The sequence below is a fragment of the Neoaquamicrobium sediminum genome, from assembly GCF_040970315.1.
Taxonomy (GTDB): Bacteria; Pseudomonadota; Alphaproteobacteria; order Rhizobiales; family Rhizobiaceae; genus Aerobium; species Aerobium sediminum.
On record NZ_JAZHFV010000003.1, the window covers coordinates 283,828 to 302,051 of the forward strand.

The following is an 18,224-nucleotide window of genomic DNA, read 5'->3' on the forward strand; positions in this document are numbered from 1 at the left end:
CTATGTCAACACCGAGGCTGTCTTGGAGGGTCGGAGCACCGAGATAAATGACGTCCGGTCACCTGTACTTACCGTCTCCGGACAGTCCGTTATTCGCGGCCTCTACAAGCTAATCCAGGAGTGAGCGATGCCCATTGAAATCACCATGCCGGCCCTTTCGCCCACCATGGAGGAGGGCAACCTCGCCAAGTGGCTGGTCAAAGAAGGCGACAAGGTCGCCCCCGGCGATGTCATAGCCGAGATCGAGACCGACAAGGCGACCATGGAAGTGGAAGCCGTGGATGAAGGCACGGTCGCCAAGCTGGTCGTTCCGGCCGGCACCGAAGGCGTCAAGGTCAACGCGCTGATCGCCGTTCTCGCCGAGGAAGGCGAGGATGCGGCGGAGGCAGCGAAGTCGGGCGGCGGCGGTGCGGCGAAGGCGGAAAAGCCAGCGCCTGCAGAAGAAAAAGTAGCTCCTGCGGAAGAAAAGGCAAGCCCGCCGAACACCGACGGGCCGGGCAGCGAGCCGGCGCCGAAGCCGACTGCAACGCCCGAGCCAAAGGCTGCGGCCGATGGCGCATCCGGCTCCCGCGTGTTCGCTTCACCACTGGCGCGCCGCATCGCCAAAGATGCCGGCATCGACGTGGCTGCGGTCTCCGGCTCCGGCCCGAAGGGCAGGGTGGTCAAGGCCGATGTCGAGGCAGCGATAGCAGGCGGAACCGCTACGGCCGCCAAGTCGCAGGCAGGTGCGCCCGCCTCCGCCCCGGCAGCACCCAAGCCGATGTCTGACGATGCCGTGCTCAAGCTGTTCGAGGAAGGCTCCTACGAACTCGTACCGCACGACAACATGCGCAAGACCATCGCGCGCCGTCTGGTCGAGGCCAAGAGCACGATCCCGCATTTCTATCTGACGCTGGATTGCGAGATCGACGCGCTGCTGGCGCTGCGCAAGCAGCTCAACGATGCCGCGCCGATGAAGAAGACCGAGAAGGGCGAGGCGCCTGCCTACAAGCTCTCGGTCAACGACATGGTCATCAAGGCGATGGCCGTCGCGCTGATGCAGGTGCCTGACGCCAATGCATCGTGGACGGAAAGCGGCATGCTCAAGCACAAGCACGCCGATGTCGGTGTCGCCGTTTCGATCCCGGGTGGACTGATCACTCCGATCGTGCGCAAGGCGGACGAGAAGACGCTGTCCGTCATCTCCAACGAGATGAAGGACATGGCTGTGCGCGCCCGCTCCCGCAAGCTGAAGCCCGAGGAATATCAGGGCGGAACGACGGCGGTTTCCAATCTCGGCATGTTCGGCATCAAGGACTTCTCTGCCGTCATCAACCCGCCGCATGCGACCATCCTCGCAGTCGGCGCGGGCGAGGAGCGTCCGATCGTCAGGAACGGCGAGATCAAGATCGCCAACGTGATGACGGTGACGCTCTCCACCGACCATCGTGCAGTGGATGGCGCGCTGGGCGCCGAACTGCTGGCCGCCTTCAAGCGTACCATCGAGAACCCGCTCGGCATGCTCGTTTAGAACCCGGGCATGGTGCCCGGCTAAGGAGGGACTGTCATGGCCACCGCAACGCATGAAGCAAAGCTCAGGACTTCGTGGATATGGATGGCGGTGTTTGCCGTCATCTCCCTCATCGGCGGCGTGCTGGCGCTGCTGAACCCATTCGCAGCCACGCTAGCAGCCACGCTGATGGCCGGCTGGGCCTTTGCCTTCCTGGGCGCGCTACAGATCATCCAGGCGTTTCAGGTGCAGGGCTGGGGCGGCTTCATCTGGGCACTGCTGTTCGGCATCCTGACGCTGGTGGTCGGCATCTCGCTGATCTTCAACCCGCTTGCCGGCATGGTCTCGCTGACGTTGCTGGTCGCGGTGCTCTTCCTGGCACTGGGCGTGGTGAAACTGATGTACGCGTTTTCGCTGCGGCCGGTGGCCGGATGGGTCTGGGTGCTGCTTTCCGGCATTCTGTCGCTCGGGCTCGGCATTCTGATCCTCGCCGACTTCCCATGGGCGGCGGTGTCCGTGCTCGGCATCCTGCTGGGCGTAGAGCTGATCTCGAACGGGGTGCTGTTCCTGTTCGTGGCGCTCGGCCTGCGGTCGCTGAACCAGTAACCCGCAAACTCCAGCCGGAACCGTCCATGAAAACGATCCTCTGCTACGGCGACTCCATCACATGGGGCAGCGACGCCGATACTGGCGGGCGGCATGCCTTCGAGGATCGTTGGCCAAACGTCCTGCAGAAGGCGCTTGGCCCGGCGGTTCACGTCGTGACGGACGGTCTGCGCGGACGCACGACGGCCTATGACGAGCATCTTGCGGCTTGCGACCGCAACGGGGTGCGCATCCTGCCCACCTCGCTTTACGCGCACGCACCGCTCGATCTCGTCATCATCATGCTCGGCTCCAACGACATGAAGCCGGCGATCGCGGGCACCGCGCTCGCCGCCTTGCAGGGCATGCGCAGGCTGGTCGAGATCGTTCGCCTGAACGCGACGCGCGACGGCACCACCGAGCCGCCAGCCGTGCTTATCGTCGCCCCGCCACCGCTGTGCGAGACCGCCAATGCCGAATTCGCGGCGATGTTCGCCGGCGGCGTCGCACAGTCGCGCATGCTCGCTAGCCTCTATGCCGACCTGGCCGACGACACCGGCTGCGGCTTCTTCGATGCCGGTTCCGTCGCCGAGACCACCCCGGTGGACGGTGTGCATCTGGATGCCGCCAACACACGCGCCATCGGCAAGGGCATCGAGCCGATGGTGCGGATGATGCTTGGAATCTGATTGAGGAGAATGCCAGTGGCCCAGAGCTACGACGTCATCATCATCGGGGCCGGCCCCGGCGGTTACATCGCAGCGGTGCGGGCGGCCCAGCTCGGCCTGAAGACGGCGATCGTCGAGCGCGAGCATCTGGCGGGCATCTGCTCCAACTGGGGCTGTATCCCCACCAAGGCGCTGCTGCGTTCGGCGGAGGTCATGCATCTCGCCAGCCACGCCAAGGATTTCGGCCTTTCGGTCGACGGGGTAAAGCCGGACCTCAAGGCGATCGTCGAGCGCTCCCGCGGTATTGCCGCCCGTATGAATGGCGGCGTCGGCATCCTGATGAAGAAGAACAAGGTCGACGTGATCTGGGGCGAGGCGAAGCTGACCAAGCCCAACGAGATCATCGTTTCCAAGACCAGCAAGAAACCCATGGAACCGCAGGTGCCAGCGCCGAAGAACACGCTGGGCGAGGGCACTTATACGGCAAAGCACATCATTGTTGCCACGGGCGCACGGCCGCGCGCGCTGCCCGGCATCGAACCGGACGGCAAGCTCATCTGGACCTATTTCGAGGCGATGGTACCGGACAAGATGCCGAAGTCGCTGCTGGTCATGGGCTCCGGCGCCATCGGCATCGAGTTCGCATCCTTCTACCGCACCATGGGCGTCGACGTGACGGTCGTGGAACTGATGCCGCAGATTATGCCGGTCGAAGACGCGGAAATCTCCAAATTCGCGCAGAAGCGGCTGGAGAAACAGGGGATGAAGTTCATCCTCGAAGCCAAGGTTACAAAAGTCGACAAGGGCGGCGATCAGGTCACGGCGCATGTCGAGAAAAAGGACGGCTCCGTGGAGAAGATCACCGCCGACCGGATGATCTCGGCCGTCGGCGTCCAGTGCAACACCGAAGGGCTCGGCCTTGAGGAACTGGGCGTGAAGCTGGAGCGAGGCGCGATCGCCATCGACGGCTATTGCCGCACCAGCGTGCCGGGCGTCTACGCCATCGGTGACGTTGCCGGCCCGCCGATGCTGGCCCACAAGGCCGAGCACGAGGCCGTCATCTGCGTCGAGAAGATCGCAGCCCTTAACGTTCATCCGATGGACAAGTCGCTCGTGCCGGGCTGCACCTATTGCCATCCGCAGGTGGCGTCGGTTGGCCTCACGGAAGCGAAGGCAAAGGACGCCGGCCACGACGTCCGCGTCGGCCGCTTTCCGTTCGTCGCAAACGGCAAGGCCGTCGCGCTGGGCGACGACCAGGGGCTCGTCAAGACTGTGTTCGACAAGAAGACCGGCCAGCTTCTCGGCGCGCATATGGTTGGCGGGGAAGTGACCGAGCTCATCCAGGGCTTCGTCGTCGCGATGAACCTCGAAACGACCGAGGAAGAACTGATGCACACGATCTTCCCGCACCCCACGCTTTCGGAAACGATGAAGGAAAGCGTGCTAGACGCTTATGGCCGCGCATTGAACATCTAGGCTGGCCGGGGTGGTTTCATTCCGCCCCGCCAAGGCCTATATCAGCCGGACGACAAGGACTTTTCTCGTATGGTCAACGTTCTCGATCTCGTGGAAAAACCGCGCCCGCGCCACCCGGAGAAGGCTCACAGGCCCGATCAGGAGGTGCTGCGCAAGCCGGAGTGGATTCGCGTCAAGGCACCTGTATCGAAGGGCTATCTCGAAACACGCGAAATCGTGAAGTCCAACCGCCTCGTCACCGTGTGCGAGGAGGCGGGTTGCCCCAACATCGGCGAATGCTGGGACAAGAAGCACGCCACGTTCATGATCATGGGCGAGATCTGCACCCGGGCCTGCGCGTTCTGCAACGTGGCGACGGGCATCCCGACGCCGCTCGATCTGGAAGAGCCGGCCAATGTCGCAAAGGCCGTGCGCCAGATGGCCCTATCGCATGTCGTAATCACTTCGGTCGACCGCGACGACCTCGCCGACGGCGGCGCGCAGCATTTCGCCGACGTCATTCACGCGATCCGCGATGCGTCACCGGACACGACCATCGAGATCCTCACGCCGGATTTCCTGCGCAAGGACGCCTCCGGCGCTCTGGAGACCGTGGTGGCCGCCAAGCCCGACGTATTCAACCACAACCTCGAGACCGTCCCGTCGAACTATCTGACGGTGCGGCCCGGCGCGCGCTACTTCCACTCGATCCGGCTGCTGCAGCGGGTCAAGGAGCTGGACCCGACGATCTTCACCAAGTCCGGCATCATGGTCGGGCTCGGCGAGGAGCGAAACGAAGTGCTTCAGCTCATGGACGACCTGCGGGTCGCCGATGTCGATTTCATCACGATCGGCCAGTACCTCGCGCCGTCGCGCAAGCACCATCCGGTGAAGAAGTTCGTGACCCCGGACGAGTTCAAGTCCTACGAGACCGTCGCCTACACAAAGGGCTTCCTGATGGTCTCGTCGAGCCCGCTGACGCGCTCGTCTCACCATGCCGGCGACGATTTTGCACGGCTCCGCGCCGCCCGTGAAAAGAAGCTGGCGCTGGCCCGGGCGTGAATCTCGTCGACTGGCGCGACGCCCCGCTGAGCGATGCAAAGCGGGTGCTGGTGATCGGCTGTTCGGGCGCTGGCAAGTCGACATTTTCCGCTGCCCTGGCGCAGGCGCTTGGCCTGCCGCACATACCGATGGACCGGGATTTTTTCTGGCTACCGGGCTGGAAGCTGCGCGACAGGGCCGCGATCAGACGCATGATGGCCGAGGCGGCGGCCGGCGAGCGCTGGATCATGGACGGCAACAGCGCCGGCACACTGGATATAAGGCTGCCCCGCACAGACCTGGTCGTCTGGTTTCGCCTGTCGCGATGGCTGTGCCTCTCCCGCGTCGTTCGCCGCTGGTGGCGTCATGCCGGCACGGTTCGGCCTGGAATGGCAGCCGGCTGCCCCGAAAAGATCGATCTGGAGTTCCTGCGCTACATCTGGAATTTCGAGAAAAACGAGACGCCGGAGATCACAGGGCAGATAGAAATGCACCGGCCAGACGTGCCGGTTGTGGTTCTGCGGCATTACGCCGACGCCGATGCCCTGCTTGCCCGACTGAAAACACCGGTGTAGCCGTTTCTGATGCCTAGCTACGAAACAAAGAGAGTCGTTGCCCATACGCCGGAGCAGATGTTCGCGCTGGTAGCCGACGTCGAACGCTATCCCGAGTTCCTGCCGATGTGCGAGGCGCTGAGAGTCCGGTCGCGGCGGGAGCGCGATGGGGTGACGTTGCTCGTTGCCGACATGACCGTGGGCTACAAGGCGATCCGCGAGACCTTCACGAGCCAGGTCGTTTTGAAGCCTGCCGAGAACCGCATCGACGTCAAATACATCGACGGGCCGTTCAAATACCTCAACAATCGCTGGCTGTTCGAGGAAGCGGCCGGGGGCGGCACCGAAATCGGCTTCTTCATCGATTATGAGTTCAAGAGCCGGATACTGGGCGCACTGATGGGCGCAATGTTCGACCGCGCCTTCCGCATGTTTGCGGAGGCCTTCGAGAAGCGCGCAGACGAAGTCTACGGCACGGATCGCCAGGCCAAAGCTGGAAGCTAGTCTTTCGACAGGGCCGCAACTCCAAGTTCCAGCGCCGTGCGCACGGTTTCGTTGCGTATGAAGTCACGGCCGCGATTGTCGAAGATGCGCTTTTCGGCAAAAGGCTCGCGACCACTGACCGCAACGCCGAACCACACGAGCCCGACCGGCTTCTCCGCGCTGCCCCCGTCCGGGCCTGCAATACCGGTGACCGAAAGCGCGATGCCCGCGCGGCTGCGGGCAAGCGCGCCCGAAGCCATCTCTAGCGCTGTTTCGCGCGAAACGGCGCCGTGGGCAGCGAGCGTTTCCTCTGCAACGCCGATCATCGCCATCTTGGCTTCGTTGGAATAAGTCACGAACCCGCAATCGACCATCGCCGACGAACCCGGAATGTCGGTGAGATGAGCGATGATGAGCCCGCCCGTGCAGGATTCTGCCGTCGCGGCAAGAATGCCGGCTTCCTTGCAGCTCTCGAGGAAGCGGCGGGCGAGGGGCGTCAGATCGCTCATTCCGGCAATCCTCCGGGGTAGACGACCGTGGCCGTGGCGATGGCCGCAATGCCTTCCTCGCGTCCGACAAAGCCGAGCCGCTCGTTTGTTGTTGCCTTGACCGAGACGCGGTCGGCCGAAATGCCCAGCATCGAGGAGAGAGCCTTCGTCATAGCCGCGCGATGCGGGCCGATCTTGGGCGCCTCGGCGATCACCGTGATATCGGCGTTTGCTATCCGCCCGCCGCGCTCACGCACGATGCGCGCGGCCTCTTCCACGAAAATGCGCGAGGCCGCCCCCTTCCATTGCATGTCGGACGGCGGGAAATGCGTCCCGATATCACCCGCGCCGCAGGTTGCCAGCAATGCATCGGTCAACGCGTGCAGGCCGACATCGGCATCGGAGTGCCCGGAGAGTTTGTGGTGGTGGGCAATGTCGACGCCGCACAGCGTGACGTGGTCGCCCTCGCCGAAACTGTGCACATCATAGCCATTGCCGGTGCGCACGTCGGGAAAGGCACCCGACGACGAAAGACGTGCATCTGCCATCTCGATATCCCTTGCCCATGTGAGTTTCACATTGTCCGGCGAGCCCTGAACGATGCGCACCGGAATGCCTGCCCATTCCGCAATCGCGGCGTCATCGGTGAAGTCGTCGCGGTCTGCGGCGAAAGCGTTTTCATGAGCCGCAAGGATCGCCTGGAAGGGAAAGCCCTGTGGCGTCTGTGCGGCATGCAGCCCCTCGCGCGGCACCGTGCGCTCGACTAGGCCTTTGGCGCCGGATTGCTTGAGGGTATCGGAAACGGGCAGGGCAGGCAGGCTGCCTCCGCCATGGTCGAGCCCTACAACCACGCGATCGACCAGGTCAGCATCGACAAAGGGCCGCACCGCATCGTGGATCAGGACCGCCGCGGGCCGGCGCTCCTTGAGCGCCAGAAGGGCAAGGCGTGTCGATGCCTGGCGCGTCTTGCCGCCGTGAACGACGATCACGTCCCCGGCAGCATCCCCCGCGGCTTCGGCAAACAGCGCATCGTCATCGGCATGGATGGCCACCGCGACGGCACCGATGGCGGGATGCGTGAGAAACGCGTCGAGCGTGCGGCGGATCACCGGCATGCCGCCGATCCGCCGGTATTGCTTGGGACCTTCGGCGGACTGCCCGGCGCGCTCGCCGCGCCCCGCCGCCACGATTACCACACCGATCCCGCCTGTCGTCATGTTTTGCCCGGGTTTCCATTGAAGTCACGGCAAGGCTTAGTTACCTGTGCGCGGATTCGCCAGCCAAATTCGCCCGCACGCGCCATCCCGCACGTTTTCGCAGTTGCACAACGCGCCGATTCTGGTTAGGCGTTGTGCAGCAAATAGGATTGCTTGGTTTTTGTGCATGAACCCTTCCACCAAAATCGCGAAGCCCCTTCAAATCGGAGGCCTCACGGTTGGAAACCGCGTTTTCCTTGCGCCGATGTCTGGGATTACCGATGAGCCTTTTCGCAAGCGTGCGACCATGCACGGGGCAGGGTTGGTCGTGTCCGAAATGGTGGCCAGCGGCGAGCTCGCCAAGGGCCGGCGCAACTCCGCGCTACGCATCCGCCGTCCCGACGTTCCGATCCATGTCGTGCAGCTTGCGGGCCGGGATGCCGAATGGATGGCAGAAGGCGCACGGATCGCGGCTGGCGAAGGCGCCGACGTTATAGACATTAACATGGGCTGCCCGGCCAAGAAGGTCACCGGCGGCTATTGCGGTTCGGCGCTGATGCGCGACCCCGACCATGCCTTGTCGCTGATCGAGGCGGTGATCGGCGCGGTCGAGGTTCCGGTTACGGTCAAGATGCGCCTTGGCTGGGACGAGGATGCAATCAATGCTCCCCATATAGCGCGGCAGGCCGAGGAGGCCGGCGTCGCCATGGTGACCGTTCATGGCCGCACGCGCTGCCAGTTCTACAAGGGCAGCGCGGACTGGCGCGCCATCGCAAGGGTCAAGCAGGCCGTGAGCATCCCGGTCGTTGCCAATGGCGACGTCCAGACACTCGCAGATGCGACGGAGATGCTCGCACAGTCGGGCGCAGACGCCGTTATGGTCGGCCGGGGCCACTATGGCGCGCCATGGCTTGCCGGCGCGATCGCAGCCGAGGCTGGCGATGGTGGCGGCGACGGCGCTCCGCATTCACCGAGCGAACTTTGTGATTATATTACAAATCATTATGAGGACATGCTCACTTTGTACGGAACCGAGTCTGGCCTCCGTCAGGCCCGAAAGCATCTCGGCTGGTATCTCGACCGCCACGCTCCCGCCGTCTCGGATGAGCTTCGCCGCCTCGTCATGACGTCGACCGAGCCGGCAATGGTAATCGGTGGTCTGCGTAGCGTGTTTTCGACTGCAGCCGAGGCCGTTTTGAGGAATGCCGCATGACGTCGGACCTTCCTGCAGGTATCGACCCCGCGGCGATCGTCCTCAACACGATCCGCCATCCCGTCATCATGGTCGCGCCGGATGGGCGCATCCCGTTCGCCAACGCCGATGCCGAGGATTTTTTCCGCTCCAGCGCCGCGATGCTCGCCCGAGACGGGCTCGAGCGTTTCGTGCCTTTCGGCAGCCCACTGCTGACGCTGGTCGAGCAGGTGCGCGAGCGCCGAGCGCCGTTCAACGAATATCGCGTCGACATTTCGTCACCGCGGCTGGGCACGGAGCGGATAGTCGATCTCTACGTCGCGCCGGTCCCGGAACTGCCGGGCCACGTCGTCGTGATGTTCCAGGAACGGTCGATGGCCGACAAGATCGACCGGCAGATGACCCACCGGGGCGCAGCGCGGTCTGTCACCGGGCTGGCCGCCATGCTGGCGCACGAGATCAAGAACCCGCTGTCGGGTATCCGGGGTGCGGCGCAGCTTCTGGAAACGGTGGTTTCGGACGAGGACCGCGCGCTCACCCGCCTCATCACCGACGAGACCGACCGCATCGTCTCGCTCGTCGACCGCATGGAGGTCTTTTCCGACGAGCGGCCGATCGACCGCTGGCCGGTCAACATTCATGTCGTGCTCGACCACGTGAAGGCGCTGGCGCGGAACGGTTTTGGCAAGCGCGTGCGCATCGTGGAGGATTATGATCCTTCGCTGCCGCCCGTCTATGCCAACCGCGACCAGCTCATCCAGGTCTTCATCAACCTGGTAAAGAACGCGGCCGAAGCCATCGGCGGCGATCCCGAGGGTGAAATCACGCTGTCTACGGCTTTCCGTCCAGGTATACGACTTTCCGTGCCCGGCACGCAGGATCGCGTCTCGCTTCCGCTGGAATTCTGCGTTCACGACAACGGGCCTGGCGTGCCCGACGACATCCTGCCGATCCTGTTCGATCCGTTCATCACCACCAAGACAAATGGTTCCGGCCTCGGGCTGGCGCTGGTTGCCAAGATCGTGGGCGAGCATGGCGGGGTGATCGAATGCGACTCGTCCGCGCGCGGCACCACATTCCGCGTCCTCATGCCGGCCTGGAGGGAGCCGCGGGCCATGGACGACACAGCCGAAGAAGGAAGCGCTGCATGACAACGCGCGGAAACATCCTCGTCGCCGACGACGACGCCGCGATCAGGACCGTTCTGAACCAGGCGCTGTCGCGCGTGGGCCATGATGTACGCGTGACCTCCAATGCCTCCACGCTCTGGCGCTGGGTCGCAGCGGGCGAGGGCGATCTGGTGATCACCGATGTGGTGATGCCGGACGAAAATGCCTTCGACATGATCCCGCGCATCAAGAAGGCACGGCCAGACCTTCCCGTCATCGTCATGAGCGCGCAGAACACCTTCATGACGGCGATCCGCGCTTCGGAAACGGGTGCCTACGAGTACCTGCCGAAGCCATTCGATCTCACCGAGCTTCTGACAATCGTCAATCGCGCGCTGTCCGAGCCGCGCCGCCACGTGCCCGACATGCGCGGCGACGAGCAACCGGACCCGATGCCGCTCGTCGGTCGCTCGGCGGCGATGCAGGACATCTACCGCATGCTGGCGCGGATGATGCAAACCGACCTCACGGTGATGATCACCGGCGAGTCCGGAACCGGCAAGGAATTGGTCGCACGAGCGCTGCACGAATATGGCCGCCGCCGCAGCGGGCCGTTTGTCGCCATCAACATGGCTGCCATCCCGCGCGACCTGATCGAGTCGGAACTTTTCGGCCACGAGAAGGGTGCCTTCACGGGCGCGCAGAACCGCTCGACCGGCCGCTTCGAGCAGGCCGAGGGCGGCACGCTGTTCCTGGATGAAATTGGCGACATGCCGATGGAGGCACAGACGCGGCTGCTGCGCGTGCTTCAGCAGGGCGAATACACGACCGTCGGCGGGCGCACGCCGATCCGCACCGATGTGCGCATCGTAGCCGCCACCAACAAGGATCTGCGCACGCTCATCAATCAGGGGCTTTTCCGCGAGGATTTGTTCTATCGTCTCAACGTGGTCCCGCTGCGCCTGCCGGCACTGCGCGAGCGCGCGGAGGACGTGCCCGACCTCGTGCGCCATTTCTTCAAGCTCGGCGAGAAGGAAGGGCTGCAGCCCAAGCGCATCTCCACAGCCGGCGTCGAATTGATGAAGCGGTACCCCTGGCCGGGCAATGTGCGCGAGCTGGAAAATCTCATCCGGCGGCTGGCCGCGCTCTATCCGCAGGACGAAATCACCGCCGAGATCATCGAGACCGAGCTGCGCACCGTCGACGTCTCGCCTTCGATGCCTGCGGCTGCCATGCTGCCCGACGACATCACGATCAGTCAGGCGGTGGAGCTTCACCTTCAGCGCTATTTTGCCGGTTTCGGCACTGAGCTTCCGCCACCCGGGCTCTACCAGCGCGTCCTCGCCGAAGTGGAATATCCGCTGGTGCTCGCGTCGATGACCGCGACACGTGGCAACCAGATCAAGGCAGCGGAATTGCTTGGCCTGAACCGCAATACGCTGCGCAAGAAAATCCGTGAGCTGGGCGTCAACGTCTATCGCGCCTCGAAATAGCCGATTACCCTCTTTCCACCTCCCGGACGCGATGTGTTTGTTGCACAATCGCCACAATGCGTTGCATAGATGCAACGCGTGATGGACGGCTAACCAGAGCTGATGGCGCTACAGACACCCGCAATGACACCACCGGCAATACCGGAAGCCGCCGCCGTCGAAAGCCGGCGTTTGCTGGCTTTGCCGGGAATTGTCGCCATTGTGGGCGCGCTTGTGTCGGCCGGCCTGTCGTTCACGGTGCTGCTGGGCCTGACACCGATCACACCTGACGAATCGACGCCCGTGTGGCTCTCGGCGATCAACGGCGCCTTCGTGATTCTCCTGATCGCGCTGATCGCGCGCGAAGGCTACCGCATCGTCATGGCTCGCAGGCGCGGCAAGGCCGCATCGCGCCTGCACGTACGTATCGTCGCAATGTTCTCGCTGGTCGCGGCCATTCCCGCGATTCTCGTCGCGATTGTCGCCTCGGTGACGCTCGACATCGGTCTCGACCGCTGGTTCGAGATCCGCACCAAAGTCATCATCAGTTCGTCGATGTCGATTGCCGAAGCTTACGTGCTGGAAAACGCGCGAAATCTTCAGGACGCGACGCTTTCGACCGCCTATGTGCTGGACGCGAGCCGCACGCTCTACGGCCTCGACCGCACCGGGTTCCGTTCGCTGCTGTCGCAGCAGGCGCGAGGGCGGGGCCTTGATCACGCCGCACTCATCCGGGCCGACGGCTCGGTCATCATGCAGGCGGAGACGGATGCAGACTTCCAGATGCCCGCGCCGCCGATAGAGACGGTGCGCACGGCCGCTGATGGCCTGCCCGTGCTGATCGAGCCGCGCGTTCGCAACATCATCGGCGCGATCGTGAAACTGCGGGAGATCGATGACGCCTATCTCTATACGATCCGCACCCTCGACGAGCAGGTTATCCGTGCCCGCCAGATCGTGCGCGCCAACACCGACGAATACCGGCAGCTTGAGAACAACCGGCTGCCGACGCAGCTTGCCTTCGCGCTCGCCTATCTCGGCCTGACGCTGATCATCGTCCTGTCGGCGATCTGGACCGGCATAGCGGTCGCAGACCGCATCGTGCGACCAATCCGCCAGCTTATTGGCGCGGCCGACGAGGTTTCGACCGGCAATCTCGATGTCGCGGTACCGGTACGGCGTTCGGACGGCGACGTCGCATCGCTTGCCGAAACCTTCAACGAGATGATCCGCCAGCTCAAATCGCAGCGCAACGAGCTGCTTTCCGCCAAGGACGTGATCGACGAGCGTCGACGCTTCACCGAGGCGGTGCTGTCGGGCGTTACCGCCGGCATCATCGGTGTCGGTCAGGATGGCACCATCTCCATGGTCAACCGCTCTGCCGAGGAAATGCTCACCATTCGATCCGGCAACGTGCTCGGCCGCAGCCTCACGGAAGTCCTTCCGCATGTCGGCGGCGTTTTCGAGATCGGTCGCACGCTCGGCCGCCCGGTGCATCGCGAGCAGGTGACGTTCTACCGTGGCGGCGCCGAGCGAACGTTCAACGTGCAGGTCACGACCGAGGAGGGCGGCGTGGAGCGCAGTGCCACCTCCTACGTCGTGACAGTCGACGACATCACCGATCTCGTTTCCGCGCAGCGCTCATCCGCCTGGGCCGATGTCGCGCGGCGCATCGCCCACGAGATCAAGAACCCGCTGACGCCGATCCAGCTTTCGGCCGAACGCATCCGCCGGCGCTTCGGGAAATCCATCACCGAAGACCGCGAAATCTTCGACCAGTGCACCGAGACGATCATCCGCCAGGTTGGCGACATCGGCCGCATGGTCGACGAGTTCTCGGCTTTCGCGCGCATGCCGAAGCCGGACATGCAGGTGCTAGACCTGCGCGAGCCGCTGCGCGAGGCATCCTTCCTGGTGGAGGTAAGCCGAAGCGACATCACCTTCACGCGTGAGTTCGGCAACGAGCCGCTGATGGGCACCTTTGACAGCCGTCTCCTCAGCCAGGCCTTCGGCAACCTCATCAAGAACGCGGCCGAAGCCATCGAGGCCGTGGAGCGTGAAGGTGGTGAAGCGGGTGCGATCCTGATTCGGGCACAGCGGTCCGGCAAGAACATCACCGTGGACGTGGTCGACAACGGCAAGGGCTTGCCTCGCGAGAATCGCCAGCGGCTGCTTGAGCCATATATGACCACTCGCGAGAAAGGGACGGGCCTCGGCCTCGCGATCGTCAAGAAGATCGTGGAAGACCATGGCGGGCGACTCGAACTGCACGACGCCCCCGAAACCTTCCATGGAGGCCGGGGGGCCATGATCCGCGTCGTTCTGCCTGCGGCAGGGGCGGCGGACGACAATACGAATGAAAAGGTTGAAAATGGCGTCTGACATTCTGATCGTTGACGATGAGGAAGACATTCGCGAACTGGTCGCCGGCATCCTCGACGACGAGGGCCACGAAACGCGAAAGGCCCACGATGCCGACAGCGCACTGGCCGCGATCGCCGACCGGGTGCCGCGTCTCGTATTCCTAGACATCTGGCTGCAGGGGTCGCGCCTGGACGGGCTGGCACTTCTCGACGAGATCAAGAAGCTGCACCCGAACCTGCCGGTCGTGATGATCTCCGGCCACGGAACCATCGAGACGGCGGTCTCCGCGATCCGTCGCGGTGCCTACGACTTCATTGAAAAGCCGTTCAAGGCGGATCGACTGATCCTGATCGCCGAGCGCGCACTGGAAACATCCAAGCTTCGCCGGGAACTGTCCGACCTGAAGAAGCGCAGCGGCGAAACCTTCGATCTCATCGGCATGTCGGCAGCCATGAGCCAGCTTCGCCAGACGATCGAACGCGTGGCGCCGACCAACAGCCGCGTCATGGTGATCGGCCCGTCGGGCTCGGGCAAAGAGCTGGCAGCGCGCGCCATCCATTCCCTCTCCGCCCGCAAGAGCGGTCCTTTCGTCACCGTGAGCGCCGCCTCGATCACGCCGGAGCGCATGGAGATGGAGCTCTTCGGAACCGAGGCCAATGGCGGCGAGCGCAAGGTCGGCGCATTGGAAGAGGCACATCGCGGCATCCTCTACATCGACGAAGTCGCCGACATGCCGCGCGAGACGCAGGGCAAGATCCTGCGCGTGCTGGTTGACCAGCAGTTCGAGCGGGTGGGGGGCTCGAAGCGCGTCAAGGTCGACGTGCGCATCATCTCGTCGACCGCTCAGGACATCGAGGCGATGATCCGGCAGGGACGGTTCCGCGAGGACCTCTACCACCGGCTTGCGGTGGTGCCGGTTCTGGTGCCGGCTCTCTCCGAGAGGCGCGAAGACATACCCTTCCTGGTCGACAGCTTCATGCGCCAGATCGCCAGCCAGGCCGGCATCCGGCCGCGACGCATCGGCGACGATGCGCTCGCCGTGCTTCAGGCGCACAACTGGCCGGGCAACGTTCGCCAGCTCAAGAACAACATCGAGCGCCTGATGATCCTGGCGCGCGGCGACGACGTCGACGCGCCGATCACGGCCGACCTGCTGCCGCAGGAGATCGGCGACGTGATGCCACGCGCACCCAACCAGTCGGACCAGCACATCATGGCGCTGCCGCTGCGCGAGGCCCGCGAACTTTTCGAGAAGGAATATCTGCTGGCGCAGATCAACCGCTTCGGCGGCAACATCTCGCGCACGGCAGAGTTCATCGGGATGGAGCGCTCAGCGCTGCATCGTAAGCTGAAATCCCTGGGGGTGTAATACGACATGCGTGTCGTCATTTGTGGAGCGGGGCAGGTCGGTTACGGCATTGCCGAGAAACTGGCCGCCGAGAAGAACGACGTATCGGTTATCGACCTTTCACCGGAGCTGATCCGAAACGTGCGCGATGCGCTGGACGTGCGCGGCTTCGTGGGTCATGGCGCACATCCGGACGTGCTGGAGGCGGCCGGCGCCAAGGACGCCGACATGATCATCGCCGTGACGTTTCATGACGAGGTCAACATGATTGCGTGCCAGGTCGCACACTCGCTGTTCGAGGTGCCGACCAAGATCGCGCGTATCCGTGCGCAGGCCTATCTCCAGCCGCACGCCATGGGCATGTTCTCACGCGACAACATGCCGATCGACGTCATCATCTCGCCTGAGCTGGAAGTCGGCGAGATGGTTCTGCGACGCATCGCTTTGCCGGGTGCGGCGGATGCGGTGGGCTTCGCCGACGACCGCATCATCATGGTGGCGCTGGAGTGTCTCGAGGATTGCCCGGTCGTCGACACGCCGCTCTCGCAGCTCAGCGAGCTGTTTCCGGATCTGCTGGCGACCGTGGTCGGCATTTCGCGCGGCGGGCGTCTGTTCGTCGCAAGCTCGCAGGACCAGCTAGCTGTCGGCGACATCGCCTATGTCGTTGCCTCGAAGCAGCAGGTCCGCCGAACCATGGGGCTTTTCGGCCACGACGAGGAAAAGGCCGCCCGGATAGTCATCGCCGGCGCGGGCAACATCGGCCTTCATGTGGCGCGTGCGATCGAAAACGGCGACACGCCTGCCAAGGTGAAGATCATCGAGGCTGGACGCGAACGTGCCGTCGCGGCCGCCGACAGCCTCCGCCGCACCATCGTGCTGCACGGCAGTGCGCTCGATCAGAAGCTGCTGATGGAAGCCGACATCGCGGAAGCGGATCTGCTTGTCGCGCTCACCAATGACGATCAGGTCAACATCCTTTCCGGCGTGATGGCAAAGCGGCTCGGCTGCCGCGCCAACCTGGTGCTCATCAACAATCCGACCTATCACGACTTCGCCGGCATGCTGGGCGTCGACGCCTACATCAATCCGCGCATGGCGACGATTTCGCGGATCCTGCAGCAGGTCCGGCGCGGCCGCATCCGGGCCGTGCACAGCGTTCAGCACGGCGCGGCCGAGATCATCGAGGCGGAGGCGCTCGAAACGTCGCCGCTGGTGGGCCGCCCGCTGCGCGAACTCGACCTACCGGAAGGCATCCGGCTCGGCGCAATCCTGCGGGACAATGCCGTCATCCGGCCGAACGGGTCCCTGCGCATCAAGCCGAAGGACCGCGTGGTGATCTTCGCCATGGCGTCGGCAGTGCGCCAGGTCGAGCAGATGTTCAGGGTCAGCCTTGAATTCTTCTGACGAACCTGTTCATTGACTGGCAGTTTCGAGACTGCCGCATCATTTCCTGGAGAAGGTCCATGCCACGCATTGCCTATGTCAACGGGCGCTACACGCCGCACGCCGATGCTTCGGTGCATGTCGAGGATCGCGGCTACCAGTTTGCCGACGGCGTCTATGAGGTCTGCGAGGTCGCGCGCGGCAACATCATGGACATGACACGGCATCTGGACCGGCTGGACCGCTCGTTGCGGGAGCTACGCATCGAATGGCCGATCGCGCGGCGCGCGCTCGAATTCGTGATGCGCGAGGTCGTGCGCCGCAATCATGTCGAGAATGGTCTGGTCTATCTGCAGGTGACCCGCGGGGTCGCCCCGCGCGATCACTATTTCCCCGCGGCCGGTACCCAGCCCGCGCTCGTCGTCACCGCAAAGCGGTCGAGCCCGGCAGTCGCCGCGCGACGGGCGGCCGAAGGCGTCAAGGTCATCACCGTGCCGGAGAACCGGTGGGAGCGCGTCGACATCAAGACCGTCGGCCTCCTGCCCAATGTGCTCGCACGCCAGAAAGCCCGCGAAGCCGGCGCAGTGGAAGCCTGGTTCATCGACACCGATGGCACAGTCAAGGAAGGCGCTTCCACCAATGCGTGGATTGTCACTGCGGACGGCACGCTGGTCACACGCCCGGCCGAATTCGGCATCCTGCGCGGCATCACGCGCGCAACTGTCATGGATGTCGCAAAGAAGCTCGGCCTGAAGGTCGAGGAGCGCAGCTTTTCGGTCGATGAGGCAAAAGGTGCCAAGGAAGCCTTCATCACCGCTGCAACCACGGTGGTGATGCCGGTCGTCGACATCGACGGCGCGAGTGTCGCCAACGGGCACCCCGGATCGGTGACGCTTTCTCTGCGCGAGGCCTTTTTTGACATTGCGGAAAAGACACCGGCCTGATAACCGCGACGGCGAAAGGGGCCGAATGAATCGTTCGCTCGCCGTTCCGGCGGGCCGACTTTGTTGTTGCGCGCTTGACAGGGCGCACCCAAATGGGCGCTATTAGTGGCATTCCGTTGGGGGATCGGCGAAAGACAAGAAAAATGGCGGAACGGACCCAAAACTTGCAGGACGTGTTCCTGAATTCAGTTCGCAAGAGCAAGAATCCACTCACAATCTTCCTTATCAATGGCGTCAAGCTGACAGGCGTCGTGACGTCGTTCGACAATTTCTGCGTTCTCCTGCGACGCGATGGCCATTCGCAGCTCGTGTACAAGCACGCAATCTCGACCATCATGCCCAGCCAGCCGGTGCAGATGTTCGACGGCGACGAAAACGGCCGGGAAGCCTGATTGACCCAGACCGAACGGGCAGGGGGCTCTCGGCGCCGCTCGACAGGAGCGGCAAAGGACC

At 63.8% G+C, this 18,224-nt stretch carries 17 protein-coding genes; 15 read left to right on the forward strand and 2 right to left on the reverse strand.

Annotated features, from left to right (window positions below; translation table 11 throughout):
- Positions 1-127: 127 nt before the first annotated feature.
- The 7 genes from V1479_RS11940 to V1479_RS11970 all read left to right on the forward strand — a co-directional run bounded on the left by V1479_RS11940 (position 128) and on the right by V1479_RS11970 (position 6,296).
- The gene (locus tag V1479_RS11940; RefSeq protein WP_368803082.1) at positions 128-1,510 is read left to right on the forward strand and encodes a pyruvate dehydrogenase complex dihydrolipoamide acetyltransferase; all 1,383 of its coding nucleotides are present in this window, start codon (positions 128-130) and stop codon (positions 1,508-1,510) included.
- Positions 1,511-1,546: 36 nt separating this feature from the next.
- Positions 1,547-2,095: an HdeD family acid-resistance protein gene (locus tag V1479_RS11945; protein ID WP_368803083.1), complete on the forward strand. Its 549-nt coding sequence runs from the start codon at positions 1,547-1,549 to the stop codon at positions 2,093-2,095.
- Positions 2,096-2,121: 26 nt separating this feature from the next.
- Positions 2,122-2,763 carry an SGNH/GDSL hydrolase family protein gene (locus tag V1479_RS11950; protein ID WP_368803085.1) on the forward strand — a complete coding sequence of 214 codons (642 nt, stop codon included), beginning with the start codon at positions 2,122-2,124 and terminating at the stop codon, positions 2,761-2,763.
- Positions 2,764-2,778: 15 nt separating this feature from the next.
- Positions 2,779-4,218 (forward strand): dihydrolipoyl dehydrogenase, encoded by a 1,440-nt coding sequence (lpdA, locus tag V1479_RS11955; RefSeq protein WP_368803086.1) that lies wholly within the window; start codon positions 2,779-2,781, stop codon positions 4,216-4,218.
- Between the two features lie 69 nt (positions 4,219-4,287).
- Positions 4,288-5,259: a lipoyl synthase gene (lipA, locus tag V1479_RS11960; RefSeq protein WP_368803087.1), complete on the forward strand. Its 972-nt coding sequence runs from the start codon at positions 4,288-4,290 to the stop codon at positions 5,257-5,259.
- Positions 5,256-5,813 carry a P-loop NTPase family protein gene (locus V1479_RS11965; protein WP_368803088.1) on the forward strand — a complete coding sequence of 186 codons (558 nt, stop codon included), beginning with the start codon at positions 5,256-5,258 and terminating at the stop codon, positions 5,811-5,813. Before lipA ends, V1479_RS11965 begins: the two co-directional genes overlap by 4 nt.
- A gap of 9 nt (positions 5,814-5,822) precedes the next feature.
- Positions 5,823-6,296, forward strand: coding sequence for a type II toxin-antitoxin system RatA family toxin (locus V1479_RS11970; protein ID WP_368803089.1), 474 nt, complete (start codon positions 5,823-5,825; stop codon positions 6,294-6,296).
- Here V1479_RS11970 and V1479_RS11975 read toward each other — a convergent pair.
- Together V1479_RS11975 and V1479_RS11980 are read right to left on the reverse strand one after the other, a co-directional pair.
- The gene (locus V1479_RS11975) at positions 6,293-6,784 is read right to left on the reverse strand and encodes a CinA family protein (RefSeq protein ID WP_368803090.1); all 492 of its coding nucleotides are present in this window, start codon (positions 6,782-6,784) and stop codon (positions 6,293-6,295) included. The genes V1479_RS11970 and V1479_RS11975 overlap by 4 nt on opposite strands.
- Positions 6,781-7,980: a bifunctional 2-C-methyl-D-erythritol 4-phosphate cytidylyltransferase/2-C-methyl-D-erythritol 2,4-cyclodiphosphate synthase gene (locus tag V1479_RS11980; protein WP_368803091.1), complete on the reverse strand. Its 1,200-nt coding sequence runs from the start codon at positions 7,978-7,980 to the stop codon at positions 6,781-6,783. The genes V1479_RS11975 and V1479_RS11980 overlap by 4 nt, the downstream gene beginning before the upstream one ends.
- Before the next feature lie 166 nt (positions 7,981-8,146).
- Between V1479_RS11980 and dusB the strand changes: the two genes are divergently transcribed.
- The 8 genes from dusB to hfq all read left to right on the forward strand — a co-directional run bounded on the left by dusB (position 8,147) and on the right by hfq (position 18,163).
- Positions 8,147-9,172, forward strand: a complete 1,026-nt coding sequence (gene dusB, locus V1479_RS11985; protein WP_368803092.1) for a tRNA dihydrouridine synthase DusB — start codon at positions 8,147-8,149, stop codon at positions 9,170-9,172.
- Positions 9,169-10,302, forward strand: a complete 1,134-nt coding sequence (locus tag V1479_RS11990) for a two-component system sensor histidine kinase NtrB (RefSeq protein WP_368803093.1) — start codon at positions 9,169-9,171, stop codon at positions 10,300-10,302. The genes dusB and V1479_RS11990 overlap by 4 nt, the downstream gene beginning before the upstream one ends.
- Positions 10,299-11,753, forward strand: a complete 1,455-nt coding sequence (gene ntrC / locus V1479_RS11995) for a nitrogen regulation protein NR(I) (protein ID WP_368803094.1) — start codon at positions 10,299-10,301, stop codon at positions 11,751-11,753. Before V1479_RS11990 ends, ntrC begins: the two co-directional genes overlap by 4 nt.
- Before the next feature lie 102 nt (positions 11,754-11,855).
- On the forward strand, positions 11,856-14,114 hold the full coding sequence (locus V1479_RS12000) for a sensor histidine kinase NtrY-like (protein WP_438620518.1): 2,259 nt from the start codon (positions 11,856-11,858) through the stop codon (positions 14,112-14,114).
- On the forward strand, positions 14,104-15,465 hold the full coding sequence (gene ntrX, locus V1479_RS12005; protein ID WP_173191503.1) for a nitrogen assimilation response regulator NtrX: 1,362 nt from the start codon (positions 14,104-14,106) through the stop codon (positions 15,463-15,465). Before V1479_RS12000 ends, ntrX begins: the two co-directional genes overlap by 11 nt.
- Positions 15,466-15,471: 6 nt before the next feature.
- Entirely contained in the window at positions 15,472-16,848 is a 1,377-nt protein-coding gene (gene trkA, locus V1479_RS12010) for a Trk system potassium transporter TrkA (protein WP_173191505.1), read from the forward strand.
- A 59-nt stretch (positions 16,849-16,907) separates the two neighbouring features.
- Positions 16,908-17,771 carry a D-amino-acid transaminase gene (locus V1479_RS12015; protein ID WP_368803096.1) on the forward strand — a complete coding sequence of 288 codons (864 nt, stop codon included), beginning with the start codon at positions 16,908-16,910 and terminating at the stop codon, positions 17,769-17,771.
- A gap of 143 nt (positions 17,772-17,914) precedes the next feature.
- Complete coding sequence (hfq, locus tag V1479_RS12020) at positions 17,915-18,163, forward strand: RNA chaperone Hfq (protein ID WP_173193545.1); 249 nt, start codon at positions 17,915-17,917, stop codon at positions 18,161-18,163.
- The last annotated feature ends 61 nt before the right edge of the window (positions 18,164-18,224 follow it).

Excerpts from the sequence above, each read along its gene's own strand:
- V1479_RS11940 (WP_368803082.1), top strand. The coding sequence starts at position 128 with ATGCCCATTGAAATCACCATGCCGGCCCTTTCGCCCACCATGGAGGAG.
- V1479_RS11945 (WP_368803083.1), top strand. The coding sequence starts at position 1,547 with ATGGCCACCGCAACGCATGAAGCAAAGCTCAGGACTTCGTGGATATGG.
- V1479_RS11950 (WP_368803085.1), top strand. The coding sequence starts at position 2,122 with ATGAAAACGATCCTCTGCTACGGCGACTCCATCACATGGGGCAGCGAC.
- lipA (WP_368803087.1), top strand. The coding sequence starts at position 4,288 with ATGGTCAACGTTCTCGATCTCGTGGAAAAACCGCGCCCGCGCCACCCG.
- V1479_RS11970 (WP_368803089.1), top strand. The coding sequence starts at position 5,823 with ATGCCTAGCTACGAAACAAAGAGAGTCGTTGCCCATACGCCGGAGCAG.
- V1479_RS11975 (WP_368803090.1), bottom strand. The coding sequence starts at position 6,784 with ATGAGCGATCTGACGCCCCTCGCCCGCCGCTTCCTCGAGAGCTGCAAG.
- V1479_RS11980 (WP_368803091.1), bottom strand. The coding sequence starts at position 7,980 with ATGACGACAGGCGGGATCGGTGTGGTAATCGTGGCGGCGGGGCGCGGC.
- dusB (WP_368803092.1), top strand. The coding sequence starts at position 8,147 with ATGAACCCTTCCACCAAAATCGCGAAGCCCCTTCAAATCGGAGGCCTC.
- V1479_RS11990 (WP_368803093.1), top strand. The coding sequence starts at position 9,169 with ATGACGTCGGACCTTCCTGCAGGTATCGACCCCGCGGCGATCGTCCTC.
- ntrC (WP_368803094.1), top strand. The coding sequence starts at position 10,299 with ATGACAACGCGCGGAAACATCCTCGTCGCCGACGACGACGCCGCGATC.
- V1479_RS12000 (WP_438620518.1), top strand. The coding sequence starts at position 11,856 with ATGGCGCTACAGACACCCGCAATGACACCACCGGCAATACCGGAAGCC.
- ntrX (WP_173191503.1), top strand. The coding sequence starts at position 14,104 with ATGGCGTCTGACATTCTGATCGTTGACGATGAGGAAGACATTCGCGAA.
- trkA (WP_173191505.1), top strand. The coding sequence starts at position 15,472 with ATGCGTGTCGTCATTTGTGGAGCGGGGCAGGTCGGTTACGGCATTGCC.
- V1479_RS12015 (WP_368803096.1), top strand. The coding sequence starts at position 16,908 with ATGCCACGCATTGCCTATGTCAACGGGCGCTACACGCCGCACGCCGAT.
- hfq (WP_173193545.1), top strand. The coding sequence starts at position 17,915 with ATGGCGGAACGGACCCAAAACTTGCAGGACGTGTTCCTGAATTCAGTT.